The 16,571-nt window shown below is 56.5% G+C and carries 11 protein-coding genes and 1 pseudogene; 8 read left to right on the plus strand and 4 right to left on the minus strand.

Annotated features, from left to right (window positions below; all coding sequences use genetic code 11):
• The first annotated feature begins 181 nt into the window (after positions 1-181).
• Both HNQ83_RS26575 and glyA read left to right on the plus strand, forming a co-directional pair.
• A complete protein-coding gene (locus HNQ83_RS26575) occupies positions 182-3,940 on the plus strand; it encodes a bifunctional diguanylate cyclase/phosphodiesterase (protein WP_256669246.1) in 3,759 nt (1,252 codons plus the stop codon).
• A gap of 246 nt (positions 3,941-4,186) precedes the next feature.
• Positions 4,187-5,440: a serine hydroxymethyltransferase gene (glyA, locus tag HNQ83_RS26580; protein WP_008022534.1), complete on the plus strand. Its 1,254-nt coding sequence runs from the start codon at positions 4,187-4,189 to the stop codon at positions 5,438-5,440.
• Positions 5,441-5,493: 53 nt separating this feature from the next.
• Here glyA and lanM read toward each other — a convergent pair whose 3' ends face one another.
• Entirely contained in the window at positions 5,494-8,541 is a 3,048-nt protein-coding gene (lanM, locus tag HNQ83_RS26585) for a type 2 lanthipeptide synthetase LanM (RefSeq protein ID WP_175391822.1), read from the minus strand.
• Positions 8,542-9,322: 781 nt separating this feature from the next.
• Here lanM and HNQ83_RS26590 point away from each other — a divergent pair.
• The 6 genes and pseudogenes from HNQ83_RS26590 to HNQ83_RS26615 all read left to right on the plus strand — a co-directional run.
• Positions 9,323-9,445: pseudogene (locus tag HNQ83_RS26590) on the plus strand (glycine hydroxymethyltransferase); the annotation flags it as partial.
• Between the two features lie 218 nt (positions 9,446-9,663).
• A complete protein-coding gene (locus HNQ83_RS26595) occupies positions 9,664-9,927 on the plus strand; it encodes a hypothetical protein (RefSeq protein ID WP_175391823.1) in 264 nt (87 codons plus the stop codon).
• The gene (locus tag HNQ83_RS26600) at positions 9,924-10,490 is read left to right on the plus strand and encodes a hypothetical protein (RefSeq protein WP_175391824.1); all 567 of its coding nucleotides are present in this window, start codon (positions 9,924-9,926) and stop codon (positions 10,488-10,490) included. The genes HNQ83_RS26595 and HNQ83_RS26600 overlap by 4 nt, the downstream gene beginning before the upstream one ends.
• Before the next feature lie 251 nt (positions 10,491-10,741).
• Positions 10,742-12,055, plus strand: a complete 1,314-nt coding sequence (locus HNQ83_RS26605) for a C4-dicarboxylate transporter DctA (RefSeq protein WP_175391825.1) — start codon at positions 10,742-10,744, stop codon at positions 12,053-12,055.
• Between the two features lie 67 nt (positions 12,056-12,122).
• Positions 12,123-12,827 carry an FCD domain-containing protein gene (locus HNQ83_RS26610; RefSeq protein ID WP_175391826.1) on the plus strand — a complete coding sequence of 235 codons (705 nt, stop codon included), beginning with the start codon at positions 12,123-12,125 and terminating at the stop codon, positions 12,825-12,827.
• 27 nt (positions 12,828-12,854) lie between these two features.
• Entirely contained in the window at positions 12,855-13,544 is a 690-nt protein-coding gene (locus HNQ83_RS26615) for a GntR family transcriptional regulator (RefSeq protein ID WP_175391827.1), read from the plus strand.
• A 103-nt stretch (positions 13,545-13,647) separates the two neighbouring features.
• Here the strand turns inward: HNQ83_RS26615 and yjiA are convergent, their stop codons facing one another.
• The 3 genes from yjiA to HNQ83_RS26630 form a co-directional block, all read right to left on the minus strand.
• Positions 13,648-14,619: a GTPase gene (gene yjiA, locus HNQ83_RS26620; RefSeq protein ID WP_175391828.1), complete on the minus strand. Its 972-nt coding sequence runs from the start codon at positions 14,617-14,619 to the stop codon at positions 13,648-13,650.
• 163 nt (positions 14,620-14,782) lie between these two features.
• Positions 14,783-14,980: a YbdD/YjiX family protein gene (locus tag HNQ83_RS26625; protein WP_008058222.1), complete on the minus strand. Its 198-nt coding sequence runs from the start codon at positions 14,978-14,980 to the stop codon at positions 14,783-14,785.
• 14 nt (positions 14,981-14,994) lie between these two features.
• Positions 14,995-16,571: carbon starvation CstA family protein (locus tag HNQ83_RS26630; RefSeq protein ID WP_175391829.1), on the minus strand; the 1,577-nt coding region annotated here is incomplete at its 5' end.

The raw sequence follows: 16,571 nt of genomic DNA on the forward strand, positions 1-16,571 counted from the left end.
TTTGCCACAACTCAAGGCATGCTAGCCGCCCTTCGGGCGTCCGGCTTATAGTGCACGTCGCGCCAGTCCAGCCATACCGCAGGATTAAAGTTTGTCCAACGTCCCTCCGTCCCTGACCACCAGTGCACCGACAGTGGCGCCCGGTTCGCCCCTGCGCGGAACCCTGAAAGGCGCGTTGGCGATGCTCGTACTGTTGCTGCTCGCACTGCTGTTCTGGCAGTTGCTGGACCAGTTGCGCGAAACCCAGAAAACCCAGCGTCAATACACCATCGACTACACCGCTGATCTGGCCGCGCAAGTCAGCCTGAACATGGCGCTCAATGCGCAGATCGCCCTTAACCTGCTGCCGATCGTCGAACAGCCGCAAAGCATCGACGAACAGCAGGAGCTGCTGCGCAAGCTGCAGAAGTCCTTGCCCGACCTGACCAGCCTTGCCCTGCTCAGCCCGTCCGGCACCATCCTCACTGACAGCGCCACCAACAGTGAAGACGCCGACTACCTGAGCGAGCTGGTCCGGCGCAGTCGTGCCCAGACTCACTATTTCAGCAATGCCATCGATGGCTCGGTGGTGCACCTGCTGTTGCATCAAGCCAGTGGCAGCACCCGAGGTTACTGGGCCTTGCGCCTGAAGCCGGCGTTTTTTTCGTCCCTGACCAACATGAACGAGACCGACGGACGCCCGCAATGGTTGGTGGAAAACCGCTTCAACCACCAGATCATCAGCCGCGATGAAGCGCTGCCCATGGTCAATCCGGGCACATTGACCCAGGACGATCTGAGCAATAGCGTGCTGACCGTTCCGCTGAGCAGTAGCGACTGGCAATTGCGCGGGCTGTTCGATCGACAGCGTGTGCTCGAAGAGTTGCTGCCGGCCTTCATTGGCAAATGCCTGCTGTGCCTGGCGTTTTCCATGATGCCGTTTATCGTCTTGCTGAACATGCGCCGGCGCCAGCACCAGTTGCATGAAGGTCGTCGGCGTTATCAGGAAATTTTCGAAGGCACGGGCGTCGCGTTGTGCGTGCTCGACATGTTCGCCCTCAAGAGCACGTTCGACAAGGCCCGATTGCACAGCGCCGAACAATTGCAAGAGCGGCTCGAAGACCCGGAACAACGCCGGCAATTGCTGCAAGCGCTGCGTATAACCGAAGTCAACCAGGTTGCCTTGCAACTGCTCAACGTCCATACCAGCGGGCAGGCCTGGGACCTGCTGGTCGATGGCAACCCGCTCGATGGCAGTGCTATCGGCAATCAAGTGCTCGAAGCGGTATTCAACAAGCAGGAACAACTTGAGCTGGAAATCAAACTCCAGGACGCCAATGGCCGCGACCAGCACCTGTGGCTAGTGCTGCGTCTGCCACAAAGCCCTGAAGACTATAAAGCGGTGATCCTGAGCATCACCGATATCACCAGCCGCAAGTTGATTGAGCTGTCACTGCAAGAACGCGAAGGGTTCTGGTCCGACGTGGTGCGCACCGTGCCCGATCACCTCTACGTGCAGGACGTGATCAGCCAGCGCATGATCTTCAGCAACCACCACCTGGGCCAGACGCTGGGCTACAGCCGCACCGAACTGCACCAGATGGGCGAGTACTTCTGGGAAATCCTTCTGCATCCCGACGATGCCGACTACTACCACCGTTCGCGCCAGATCCAGCGACAAGGTGGCTACAGCCAATTGATGCAATGCCAGTTGCGCTTCCGTCACCGGGACGGCGAATGGCGGCGCTTCGACATTCGCGAACAGGCCCTGGCACGGGACAAACACGATCAGGTCACCCGCATCATTGGCGTGGCCAAGGACGTCACCGAGCAGATCGAAGCCAGTGAGTCCTTGCGTGACAGCGAACAGCGCTACCGGATGCTCGCCGAAAGCATCAGCGACGTGATTTTCTCCACCGACAACCGCATGACCCTCAATTACGTCAGCCCATCGGTGCAAGCCGTGCTGGGCTACGACGCCGAATGGATTTTCCAGAACGGCTGGCAATCGACCATTGCCAACCCGCAGCAACTGGCCGGCATCTACAACCTGATGGAGCGGGTCAGCAAAGCCCTGGATCAACCCGACCAACTGGTACTGTTGCGCAGCCAGGTGCAGACCCAATTGTTCCTGTTCGACTGCCTGCGGGCCGACGGGCGCAAGATTCCCATCGAACTGCGGCTGGTGCTGGTCTGGGACGAGCACGGCGCATTCGAAGGCGTGCTCGGTGTCGGTCGCGACATCAGCCAGCAACGCCGCGCCGAAAAAGACCTGCGCATGGCCGCCACGGTATTCGAGCACTCGACCTCGGCGATCCTGATCACCGACCCGGCGGGCTATATTGTCCAGGCCAACGAAGCCTTCAGCCGCGTCAGCGGTTATGCCGTGGAACAGGTGCTCGACCAGTTGCCGAACATGCTGACCGTCGATGAGGCGCAGGAAGCCCATCTGCGCTACGTGCTCAAGCAACTGAACCAGAACAGTACCTGGGAAGGCGAAGTCTGGCTCAAACGACGCAATGGCGAGCACTACCCGGCCTGGGTCGGCATTACTGCGGTGCTGGACGATGAAGGCGACCTGGCCAGTTACGTCTGTTTTTTCAGCGACATCAGCGAGCGCAAGGCCAGTGAGCAACGGATTCACCGCCTCGCCTATTACGACGCCCTGACGCACCTGCCCAACCGCACGTTGTTCCAGGATCGCCTGCACACGGCGCTGCAGGCGGCCGAGCGGCAGAAGTCCTGGGTGGTGCTGATGTTCCTCGACCTCGACCGGTTCAAGCCGATCAACGACTCCCTGGGCCACGCTGCCGGCGACCGCATGCTCAAGGAAATGGCCACGCGCCTGCTCGGATGCGTCGACGATGACGACACCGTGGCACGCATGGGCGGCGACGAGTTCACCTTGCTCCTGCAACCGCGGGCCAACCGTGAAATCGCCTTGACCCGGGCGATTCACGTGGCGGAACAGATTCTCGCCAGCCTGGTGAAACCGTTCGTGCTCGAAGGCCGCGAGTTCTTCGTCACCGCCAGTATCGGCATCGCCCTGAGCCCGCAGGACGGCAATGAACTCAGCCAGTTGATGAAAAACGCCGACACCGCGATGTACCACGCCAAAGAGCGCGGCAAGAACAACTTCCAGTTCTATCAGGCGGACATGAACGCCAGTGCCCTGGAACGCCTGGAGCTGGAAAGCGACTTGCGTCATGCCCTGGAACAGAACGAGTTCGTGCTGTTTTACCAGCCGCAATTCAGCGGTGACGGCAAACGCTTAACCGGTGCCGAAGCGCTGTTGCGCTGGCGTCATCCGCGCCGCGGCCTCGTTCCTCCGGGAGATTTCATTCCGGTGCTTGAAGAACTGGGCCTGGTGGTGGATGTAGGCGACTGGGTGATCAGCGAGGCTTGCCGTCAACTCAAGGCCTGGCACCTGGCCAAAGTGCGGGTACCCAAGGTGTCGGTGAACATTTCGGCGCGGCAGTTTTCCGATGGCCAACTCGGCACGCGGATTGCCACCATCCTCAAGGACACCGGCCTGCCGCCGGCGTGCCTGGAGCTTGAGCTGACCGAAAGTATCCTGATGCGCGAAGTCAGCGAAGCCATGCAGATTCTTGACGGACTGAAGAACCTCGGCCTGAGCATTGCGGTCGACGACTTCGGTACGGGTTACTCATCGCTCAACTACCTCAAGCAGTTCCCGATCGACGTCCTGAAAATCGACCGCACCTTCGTCGACGGCCTGCCGTCGGGCGAACAGGATGCGCAGATCGCCCGAGCGATCATCGCCATGGCCCACAGCCTCAACCTGGCGGTGATCGCCGAGGGTGTGGAAACCCATGAGCAGCTCGATTTCCTCAGGGAGCACGGCTGCGACGAGGTTCAGGGCTACCTGTTCGGCCGCCCGATGCCGGCGGACAAGTTCGAAGTGCAGTTCAGCAATGATGCGCTGTTCGTGTTCGACTGAAGCCTGACGGGGAGGCTGACGGCCCTTCGCGAGCAGGCTCGCTCCCACATTTTTGGGTGTACACGAGATTTGTGAGCACTGAAGATCCACTGTGGGAGCGAGCCTGCTCGCGAAGAGGGCGGCACGATCACCGCCAATCCCCGCATGAACACCACTTGTCCGCGACATGATGTCCTTTCATATGCCTTCCAAAACCCGATGGGGTAGAATGCCCCCCTTTTCTGCCCCCGATCCTTGAGGACCGCCATGTTCAGCCGTGATTTGACTATTGCCAAGTACGACGCCGATCTCTTTGCCGCCATGGAGCAAGAAGCTCAGCGCCAGGAAGAGCACATTGAGCTGATCGCTTCGGAAAACTACACCAGCCCTGCGGTGATGGAAGCTCAAGGCTCGGTACTGACCAACAAGTACGCCGAAGGCTACCCGGGCAAGCGCTACTACGGTGGTTGCGAGTACGTCGACGTGGTTGAGCAACTGGCCATCGACCGTGCAAAAGAACTGTTCGGCGCCGATTACGCCAACGTTCAGCCGCACGCCGGCTCCCAAGCCAACAGCGCCGTTTACCTGGCCCTGCTGTCGGCTGGCGACACCATCCTGGGCATGAGCCTGGCACACGGCGGTCACCTGACCCACGGCGCCAGCGTTTCGTCCTCCGGCAAGCTGTACAACGCCATCCAATACGGCATCGACGCCAACGGTCTGATCGACTACGACGAAGTCGAGCGCCTGGCCGTTGAACACAAGCCAAAAATGATCGTGGCCGGTTTCTCTGCCTACTCGCAGATCCTGGACTTCCCGCGCTTCCGTGCTATCGCTGACAAGGTTGGCGCCTACCTGTTCGTCGACATGGCCCACGTGGCCGGTCTGGTCGCCGCTGGCGTCTACCCGAACCCGGTTCCATTCGCTGACGTCGTGACCACCACCACCCACAAGACCCTGCGCGGTCCACGTGGCGGCCTGATCCTGGCTCGCGCCAACGCCGACATCGAGAAGAAGCTGAACTCCGCGGTATTCCCGGGCGCCCAGGGTGGCCCGCTGGAGCACGTGATCGCCGCCAAGGCGATCTGCTTCAAGGAAGCGCTGCAGCCTGAGTTCAAGGCTTACCAGCAACAAGTGGTGAAAAACGCCCAGGCCATGGCCAGTGTGTTCATCGAGCGCGGTTTCGACGTGGTTTCCGGCGGTACTGAGAACCACCTGTTCCTGCTGTCGCTGATCAAGCAGGAAATCTCCGGTAAAGACGCCGACGCCGCTCTGGGCAAGGCCTTCATTACCGTGAACAAGAACTCCGTGCCAAACGACCCACGCTCCCCGTTCGTCACCTCCGGCCTGCGCTTCGGTACTCCGGCTGTGACCACTCGCGGCTTCAAGGAAGCAGAGTGCAAGGAACTGGCTGGCTGGATCTGCGACATCCTGGCTGACCTGAACAACGAAGCGGTCATCGACGCCGTTCGCGAGAAAGTGAAAGCCATCTGCAAGAAGCTGCCGGTATACGGCGCCTAATTGCAGCGCTGAACCGCAACAATAAAAAACCGGCCAGTGATGGCCGGTTTTTTTTATTCGGCTTTGGGCCGTTCAGGTTGTATCGGTCTCGCGAATTCCAGCGACAGCACATCCGGTAAACCGGCATCCACAGCCTGCAGTAGAGCCTGACCAACCCCTGTGATTCCAAGCATCATGCCCAGGTCGGGAATGTTGCGTTCATCCAGAAAGTCTTCATTGAAGAAATTATGAGCTACTTGGGAAAGCGCTCGATTGACCCTCGCAATACCCTGCTTATTGTTTGTCTCGCGATAGAGCTTAAGCAGGCACATCAGGTTGCCAAAATCCCCATGGCACAGGCTGTAACCAGACCCCAGCCCCTGCTCCCAGAGATGACGCTCGCAGCGCTCAGCATCCTGCTCGAGTACTGATCGGGTTTCAGCGTTCAATGCGCCATTCATCGATTGAGTCAACCAACGCCGGGAGAGAAGAATGCCACCGTCGCCATGGCACCACTTCATGGAGACTGCAGATGGCGTGTTTTCCCGCAGATCAAGCCAGAAACCATCGACTGTGAGGCGATTCTCTGCCTGCAACCATTTTGTAATCAGCTCGGCAAGCAGCGGAGCTTTCGTTGCCTCCCATGCCTTGCCCATTGCGAGTAAAACCCCGGAAATACCATGAGAAAAACCGGTCCATAACGGTTTCCCCGTTGCCTTTAGCCGCAGAAATTCATTGTCTAGCGTCAATGCCGATTGGATGGCCTGTGAAAATTTTTCGATCAAGGGAAGCAGCGTCTCACGCTTTTCAAGCTGATAAAGATTCACAAGAATGGTCAGGACGCCGCACCAGCCCAGAATGAAATCGAACTCATCGTCTTCTCGTGGAAAATCCGCCAATTTCCGCAACAGCTCTTCGACAGTCGACTGGTAGGTCTGACGGCCAGTCATAAGCTCATAATTGACCAACACGTATAAGTAAGATGTCAGTCCGAAATACGCGCTGACTGCCAGCTTGTTTGGGAAATGGTCTTGGCATTGGCTGATCGAATATAGAATTCGCTCGGCCTCATCCCGGTGGCGCGTCGCCCCACTGACCCGGAACAGACTCAAGTAGAAAATCGCCAGCCCTCCCATACCGTTGTACAAGCTGTTACCCATGTACGTTATGAAATTGCGTTTGGTTTGCGGATGCGTATCCATGAATGTCCAACCAACATCGCCCTCCTCGCCTTCTATGCGATTTTTTTCAATGATCCCGGCAATACGCATGGCGCCGTCGAGAAACTGCGCACGGTCAAGCTCAGGTACGGCTACAAGTTGATGGCTTCGATTAAGTGATTCCCTGGCTCCAGGCAACAGACACGCCTGCAATATGTGAATCTGAAACGCTTTGTCTTTGGGCGATAGCATTTCCAGTTTGCGCCGGCAACTCTCAAAAGGACGTTCAATCGGCAAAAGAGCAACAGTCCGCCCCTGTGCATTGAGCAACTGGTCAGACAGTAAGGATTGAGTGAATCGTGGGAAATTGGCCTTCTTTAGATCATTGATCTCGTGCCTTGGAATGTCGAGCTCATTGAGCGTGTCACCGACATCGGACCACAACGTTGCCAATAGCAATTCAAACTTCAGCTGGCATTGCGTAAATCGCGGATGAGTCATCATGGCGATGAAATCGGTATAGCGTTGGGTATTCTTGATCAATACTCGGGACTTCAACCCTTCGGCATGCCTTTCCAGCAATTCGAGGATTGCATCTCGGCGGTTAACGACTTCATCGTAACCCAGCTCGAAACCGTAGAAAAACGCGTGCTGGTAATCAGTGACCGAATACGCCTCGCCTCCAAAAATGGGGAGGTGTCGCATGAGTGGACGATTATTGACTTCATTCGACTTCAAGCGATAAAAACCATCCTCAAGCACAAGCAGTTTTCTGATGGCGACGAACTGCTGCTGCCGACTCAAGCCACTTTGGTCATCACCCGAGCCTGCTGAATTAGGGACAACACCTGTTGTAAACACCGACTGGCTGTTGAGTTTGATGATTTTGAATAGCGCACGGCCATGAGGTACATCTACCTTCAAGTCGACCATGGCTGGAGTAAACAGGCACTCCAGATCAATCATTACCGGGCTGCTGCCATAGGCAATGATGTTTTCATAATGGAAGTCGATACCGTTCAAAGCATGAATCACTGCGACCTGGGCCCCAAAACGCTGGAAGAAGAGCAACAACTCACTTTCCGTTTCGCAGGGCACGTTTTCGATTTTTTCGATCCAACAGTGTTCTTCCAAGGAAACCATTAGAGGGGCGTGGACGGCGAAGCAGCTGTTTCCAGTCTGCGTTCGCAGTTGCTCTAGCACTGCACCGTAAAACAACGCTTCACGATTGCTTCTTGGTTTGAAAATCAGTTCCTGATTGCCGATCTGCACGCAACAAACTGTTTCGCCGTTGGCATGAGCATCTCCGAGCCCCAAGGAGATCGCACCGACTCGCCTGCTGGAAATGGAAAAAGTGCTATTGAGTTGTTGAAAATCCTCGGCAAAACAATTGAGGATTTTATACAGGTACGCCACCGTGTCTTCGATCCGTTCTATCAGCAAACGTGCCAGTACCGGATACGATGCCAGGAATTGAGCCAGCCCCACACCTGCCAGTTCCTGATCAACAGTTTCTGGATCCAGGTCCGCGCCGTCAGCTATCCGGCTATTCAGATGATGAACCAGCGATTTCTCCGCCAGACTTTTTATCAGCAAAGTCACGTGAGAGCGAATACTGGGCAGAAAAGAATCCATATCAATCCATTCACAAATGGAATTGTGTTCAAGGTGATGTTCAAAAACATATTTCAAATAAACGTAGCAGCGGGCATAAAACCTTCCAAATACAACTTGCCCCGAAGCACCTTCCAACGGCAATGAAACCATTTTTTTTATTTTTATCTCAATCGACTCACCCGCCGAACCTTCTTCAATACAACCCGACATAAAACAACGATACTTCTCTAACAACGCTTGGCGATCGACACCAAAGTGAAGCCGAACCGCATTATCATCCTTGTGTAAAAGCTCAATCATTTTGCTCAGCGCGTCATATTCTTGCACCGTTGCTGCTGCGCTCATAATATTCACTCGACATTCAGAAGACTGTTCAATACCGGACACCCTTTAGAAACAAGGCGGGCCTTGGCCCGCCTTGCATTTTTAAGGAATGCAGCAGCTGAATGTGCATCCTAAGGTCGAGCAGCTTACAGTGGTCTCACAACCAATTTCCGCTGCAACAATGGTGTTACCAGAACGCACATAGGACTGGAATTCCGCACCCAGATCACCGGATAGATCCAAAATAATTTCTTGCATTGAGTGTCTCCTGATAAATAGTGGTCGCCTTGGTTGGCGAGAATCAAAACTAGCATTGACCAGCGACTTCCATCTCTCTTTAAATGAAACCAAATGCTAACAACCCTCCACATACAACCACCGCAAACAGCATCAAACAGAGCAGACTTTATCGCCTGAACATTTTGTAAACCTCAGGCACTCCAGCGTCAAGCAAAGGCAACACCACCAAACACCAGATTATTTCCTGAATACTACAAACCCGGATCCGCAATTAATTTGTGCCATAGCACTTGGATCAGTCAAAATTTGCGATCATATATATCCTTTTACAAACTGATCACCATGAATGCTCAACACCACCCATTTATGATGCTGCTTGTTGACGATATCCCTTTGAGCGTTACAGCGATCCTTGGCCATACCGACCAGGATTTCTCCCTGCTCAGAGGGTGCTCGCGTTCGATATTCCTTAAAGCAGTTCTCGGACTGGTGCCATCCCCAATATCCCCCGGCGACGAGTGATCAAGATGCTCATGGCTTGATCGTGTTGTGTGTGTGTGTGTGCAAGGAACTGGCTGGCTGGATCTGCGACATCCCGGATGACCTGAACAACGAAGCGGTCATCGACGCCGTTCGCGAGAAAGTGAAAGCCATCTGCAAGAAGCTGCCGGTATACGGCGCTTGATAGTAGAAAGCTAATAAAAAACCCGGCCAAACTGGCCGGGTTTTTTATTGCCCGCAGACCTCACATTATTTACAACGCCACACTAACGCCATGCAAAACCGTTGACACATCAAAACACCCTTAACAACTTTTAATTAAAACCCGCCCACTGCTAGCTTTATAGCGAGTCGATCCCGGCACTATAAATCCATTAAACCCAGCAAGCGGGAGTATCCATCATGAGCCAAAACAAAGAGCACTCTCTTGTCGCAACTCTAAAAACCAACTACGGCAACTTGCATCTTTCTGAATTAACCTACGGAAAACCCTTCCACACAAAACAACTCGACGATGATCCATGGTCAGTTGATGCAACCATGAGTACTTCGCATACCGCGCACCTCAGGATCAATCAAGGATGGTCGCCCCCTGACCATACGCGGCAAAACCTCTGTAGGCAGTCGCGGTGCGGCTCGATGAGCCCAGCAGGTAGCTTTTCATGAGCACAGATCGACAAAAATCTTTCATTGCGACCCTAGGTACCGACAACAGTCCATTGCACTTCCTCGACGTGCTACACGATAAACGAATCCTAGTGGCACCTACATTCATCAGTGGTGGTTTTTTTACCGGACGCCCCCAACATCAGGATCACTCACATTTTCTTGGATTACGTCCTGGCGCACGCACTGACTCCAACTCTTACTTAGTGCTTTACTTCAGACATACCCAATTCGGCTACATCCTTTATAACCGCACACCGGGCCCACACTACGGAAAATGCCTCGGCTCAAGTGACGAAGGCTTGATCGGAGCATTCTCGCCAAAAAGATCAACAACCTTTCATTTGTTAAATAACAACGGCGAAACCGTCAATCTTGATAACTTCAACAATGACGCAGCATGCATTTACTTGAAAGCCAGACACTCGGGACTGATACATATGCAAACAGTCCGTGGATCTCCCTATCACTATGTCGCTGACAATGGTGGAGTGCCTTTGGTTTTTAGCCTGAAAATTCTGGAAAGAAACGCACCCTACATCGATTATCCCGACGAGATCTGATGCAGTGACTCTGTCATCAGCGGGCGACGACTGACCGTCTCGCCCGTTTTTTTTCAGGCATGGAAAAGGTGCAAGGCAATCCACCACTGGTCAGACCGGTCATGCCAATTTTTCGTTTTCCACTTGCGATCCCGAGAAAACAGGGACTAGACTGCGCCTGCACTGGACATACCGGTAAGACCACAATAATTAAGTCCCGAATCTGATGCGCCCTGCGCACGGAAGCCAGGACACCGACCAGGATTCCTCCCATGCTCAAATGGTGCTCGCGTTCAATTTTCCTCCAAGTGGTTCTCGGACTGATGCTCGGCATCGTCTGTGGGCTGACCCTTCCCGAATATTCCGCTCAACTCAAACCCCTGGGCGACGGCTTCATCAAACTGATCAAGATGCTCATCGGCCTGATCGTGTTCTGCGTGGTAGTCAGCGGAATCAGTGGGGCCGGCGACCTGAAGAAGGTCGGACGCATCGGCCTGAAATCGGTGATCTACTTCGAGGTGCTGACCACCATTGCCCTGGTGATCGGACTGGTGTTCGCCTTCACGACCGGCATTGGTAGTGGCGCGAACATTCATCTGGATCAGCTCTCGGCTGCCGACATGGGCGATATCGCCCAGCGTGGCCAGCACATGCACACCACCACTCAGTTCCTGATGGACCTGATCCCAACGTCAGTGATCGGCGCCTTTGCCGACAACAACATTCTGCAAGTCCTGCTCTTTTCGGTACTGTTCGGCAGTGCGCTGAATCTGGTGGGCGAAGCAGCTTCGGGCATTTCGCGACTGATCAATGAACTGAGTCACGTGATCTTCCGCATCATGGGCATGATCGTGCGCCTGGCACCGATTGGCGTGTTTGGCGCAATCGCCTTCACCACCAGCAAATATGGCCTGGACTCACTGCAACACCTGGGCAGTCTGGTCGGCTTGTTCTACCTGACCTGCGTAGCGTTCGTGGCGCTGATTCTCGGCCTGGTGATGCGCCTGTCCGGCCTGAAGATGTGGCCGCTGCTCAAATACCTGCGCGAAGAATTGCTCATCGTCATGGGCACCGCTTCGTCCGATGCCGTGCTGCCACAAATCATGCGCAAGCTTGAGCATCTGGGCATCGGCAGTTCGACAGTCGGGCTGGTGATCCCCACCGGCTATTCGTTCAACCTCGACGGTTTCTCGATCTACCTGACGCTGGCCATTGTGTTCATCGCCAATGCCACCGGCACGCCACTGGCGATGACCGACCTGCTGACGATTCTGTTGGTCTCGCTGATCACCTCCAAAGGGGCGCACGGTATTCCGGGCTCGGCGTTGGTGATTCTCGCGGCCACCCTGACAGCGATTCCGGCGATTCCGGTGGTGGGCCTGGTGCTGGTGCTGGCGGTGGACTGGTTCATGGGCATCGGCCGGGCGCTGACCAACCTGATCGGCAACTGCGTGGCAACCGTAGCCATTGCCCGCTGGGAAAAGGATATCGATGTGCAACGGGCGAACAAGGTACTTTCCGGTCAGGTGGGTTATACCTTCCAGCCGCGAAAACCGGTCGTACCGGCACATCAGCAGGAATTCTGACTCAACGGTGTGCCAGCCCCGGCGGCTGGCACACCTTCACTACTTTTCGATGCTCATGGAGCGAACAGTGATTACCTCGTCGACCGTTGTAAATTCAGTCGTGGAAAAACTCCGCGCCGCTTTGGCCCGCGGTCAGTGGCGCTCCGGTGACATGCTGCCGGGGCAACGGGAACTGGCCGAGCAACTGGGTATCAGCCGACCAAGCCTGCGTGAAGCCGTGATCGTGCTGGAAACGCTCGGGCTCGTGCGTTCCATGCCGGGAAAAGGCGTGGTGGTATTGGAGGCCAGTCCCGGCGACAGCCAGACCCAGGACAACGCGATGGCTGCTGCGAGCCTGGAAGATGTGCTGCAACTGCGCTACACCCTCGAACCGTTCATTGTCGGCCTGGTGGCGCAATCGATCAGTAGCAAGGAAGTCGGGCAACTGCGCCTGACCCTGATGGACATGCGTGAAGCGCTGGAAGCCAACGACAGCGAAGCCGGAGTGAACGCCTACATCGCTTTCCACGAAGAGCTGTTCACCCTGACGTCGAACCCGATCTTCCAGAGTGTGGTGCAGCAAACCAGCAATGCCCTCAAACAGAGCGCCGAGGTACTGCGCAATTCTCCGGAACATCTGGCCGAGCGCCTGGAAGAAAACGAAGCGGTAGTGCGGGCGATCCGCAGCAAGAACAGCGCTCAGGCCAGCGCCGAAATGCGTCGGCACATCCTGCGCGAAGGCAAGCGCATGGGCATCGAGTTGAACATCCCGGAAGACAACTTCGGCAGTTGACCCCCCTTTTCGAACCGGAGACAGGCCATGAACAGCTTCGCTTCACCGCAAACTCTAGTTGCCCTGCCCTTTTCCCCGGCGGTGGATGATCTGTATTCGCGGGTCTTCGACGCCATTCTCGAACAGCGAATCCATGCAGGCAGTCGCTTTACCGAGGAAAGCCTGGCGCAGATGTTCAGCGTTCGCCGCAGTGACATGCGTGGCGTGCTGAACCAACTCTCCCATCAACAGATCATCGTCCTGCGCATCAACCATCGCCCCCGCGTCGCCGCGCCCGATGTCGAACAAACCCGGCAGACGCTGCATGCCCGGCGATTGACCGAAATCACGCTGGCACACCTGGCCTGTCGACAGCCGCACCCTCAGGACTTGAAGCGACTGCGCACGCTCGTCGAAAGCCAGCGTCAATGCACCGAGCAGGGTCGGGCGATTCGATTGTCAGGGGAATTTCATCTGCAGTTGGCGCAGATGGCAGGAAATGCACCGTTAGCGCATTTTCTTGGCAGCCTGGTGCCGCTGACATCGCTAGCGATTGCGCAGTTTGATGTGCGGGTGCAGGACTATTGCGCCTGGCAGGTGCATGAAGAGATCGTAACCGCAGTGGCGCATGAAGATGCCCTGAAAGCGGAGGCATTGCTGAGCGGGTATCTGGATGATCTGGAGGATATGTTGCTTAACCCGTTACCCATTCCTGGCAAGAATCGTGTTGCCGGGTAGATCCCCTTCGCGAGCAGGCTCGCTCCCACAGGGGAATGCATTCTAAATGTGGGAGCGAGCCTGCTCGCGAAAGCAGTCTCAAGGGCGCTGAAAATCTTCAGCCTTAATCGGCTGCAACCCGCGCAAACCCCTCGCGAATCTTCTCTTCTGGCAAATCATCTGCGATGAACACGATCACGCTTTCACGCGCTTCGTCGTCCGCCCATTCCGTGTCCCAGTCGAAACCATACAGTTTGAGCACGCCCTGAAACACCATGCGCCGCGGCTCGCCAAGAATGTTCAACACACCCTTGTAACGCAGCAATTGCTTGCCATGGTCTTCCAGCAGTTCGTTCATGAACTCGCTGAGTTTATCGATATCCAGCGGCTTGTCGGTGCGCAGCACCAGGCTGGAAATACGGTCGATGGAAGGTGCCTGGGTGACCGGGCGCAAGCTCACGCCCCCGCCCAGGTCGGCATTGAGATTGAAACCACGCACATCGAGCAGTTCGGCCAGATCGATCTTGCCATGGTCGACCACCCGAATCGGCGCGCGGCGGTTGATGCGGGTCAGGCGATCGCTCAATGCGGCGAAGGTTGGCTCATCGACCAGGTCGCGCTTGCTCACCAGTAAACGGTCGGCGAAACCGATCTGGGCCTGGGCGATGGTCTGGGTCAGGTGAAGATCGGCATGCGCCGCGTCCACCAGGGTGATGATGCCATCGAGGAGGTAGCGCTCGCGCAACTCCTCATCGATGAAAAAGGTTTGCGCCACCGGTGCCGGATCGGCCAGGCCGGTGCATTCGATCACCAGACGGTCGAAGGCGATTTCACCGCTGTCCAGGCGTTCGAGCAGCAGGTACAGGGCCTTGGTCAGGTCGGTGTGGATGGTGCAGCAGACGCAGCCGTTGGACAGCGTCATCACTTGCACCGGGTCATCACCCAACAGTTGGGTGTCGATGCCGGCGTCACTGAATTCGTTTTCGATCACGGCGATTTTCAGGCCGTGCTCGGCTTTGAGCAGGTGGCGCAGCAACGTGGTTTTGCCGGCGCCGAGGAAGCCGCTGAGGATGGTGACGGGGATGGGGGAGGACAAACTGGATCTCCTGATTCACATGATTAAAGCATCGGCACAAAACAATTGTAGGAGCGAGCCCCGCTCGCGATGGACGTCAACGATAACGCGTGCAGTCTGATTACACGCGTTGTCCTTGCGTTCATCGCGAGCAGGGCTCGCTCCTACAGGGTATTGCGTCAGCCTAACAGCACTTGGGCCCACCCTTGCCACCGTAACGGGCTTCCTGGCGTTCGCGGAAGAACGCCTCATAGCTCATCACCGGTTTGTCCGGGTGTTTGCTTTGCATGTGCTCGACGTAGTTGTCGTAGTCGGGCATGCCGACCATCAGGCGCGCGGCCTGACCGAGGTATTTACCGAGGCGACTCAGGTCATTGAACATGCTGTATTCCTCGATCAAGCATCCGGCAGCGCCTGGAAGGGCGATTCTTTATCCGTGCGTTCTTTTTTACCCCAGGAGGCAATACCCACCTTGAGCGCATAGAACAGGATGCTGAACACCACGAACAGGAACAGCGCCGTCAGCGTTGCGTTGGTGTAGGCGTTGAAGATCACGTGCTGCATCTGCGTGATGTCCTTGGCCGGGGCGAGGATCTGACCATTGGCCAGGGCATCGCTGTATTTCTTGGCCAGCGACAGGAAGCCGATCGCCGGGTTGGCGTCGAACAGCTTGATGAAGCCAGCGGTGGTGGTGCAGATCAGCAGCCAGACGGCTGGCAGCATGGTCACCCACACGTAACGCTGGCGTTTCATTTTGATCAACACGACGGTGCCGAGCATCAGCGCGATACCGGCCAGCATCTGGTTGGAGATGCCGAACAGCGGCCACAAGGTGTTGATGCCGCCCAGCGGATCGATCACGCCCTGGTACAACAGCCAGCCCCACATGGCCACACAACCGGCGGTGGCAATGAAGTTGGCAGCCCAGGATTCGGTGCGTTTCAGTGCTGGGACGAAGGAGCCGAGCAAGTCCTGCAGCATGAAGCGACCAGCACGGGTACCGGCGTCGACGGCGGTGAGGATGAACAGCGCTTCGAACAGAATCGCGAAGTGGTACCAGAACGCCATGGTGTTCTCACCCGGCAACACACTGTGCAGGATCTGCGCGATACCCACCGCCAGGGTCGGCGCACCGCCGGCACGGGCCAGGATGGTGGTCTCGCCGATATCCTTGGCCACCGCTTGCAGCGCCTCAGGCGTGATCGCGAAGCCCCAGTTGCTGACCGCTTGCGCTACCGCCACCACATCACCGCCAACCACCGCCGGCGGGCTGTTCATGGCGAAGTACACGCCTGGCTCGATCACCGAAGCGGCGACCATGGCCATGATCGCCACGAAGGATTCCATCAGCATGCCGCCGTAGCCGATATAACGGGCGTTGACCTCGTTATCGAGCAGTTTCGGGGTAGTACCGGAGGAGATCAGCGCGTGGAAACCGGAGACCGCGCCACAGGCGATGGTGATGAACAGGAACGGGAACAGACCGCCCTTCCATACCGGGCCAGTGCCATCGACGAACTGGGTCAGGGCCGGCATTTTCAGCTCGGGCATGGTGATCAGGATACCGATCGCCAACCCGACAATGGTGCCGATTTTCAGGAAGGTAGAGAGGTAGTCACGGGGGGCCAGGATCAGCCACACCGGCAACGAGGCCGCCACGAAACCGTAACCGATCAGCATCCAGGTGATCTGTACACCGGTGAAGGTAAAGGCCTTGGCCCACTCCGGGTCCGCAGCAATCTGTCCGCCCAACCAGATCGAGCCCAGCAGCAGCAACACGCCAATGACGGAGATTTCACCGATGCGACCCGGACGGATGTAGCGCATGTAGATGCCCATGAACATCGCGATCGGGATGGTCGCCATCACCGTGAAAATCCCCCACGGGCTCTCGGCCAGGGCTTTGACCACGATCAGTGCCAGCACCGCGAGGATGATGATCATGATCAGGAAGCAGCCGAACAGCGCGATGG

The sequence above is a fragment of the Pseudomonas sp. C2B4 genome (genome assembly GCF_013359695.1).
Taxonomy (GTDB): Bacteria; Pseudomonadota; Gammaproteobacteria; order Pseudomonadales; family Pseudomonadaceae; genus Aquipseudomonas.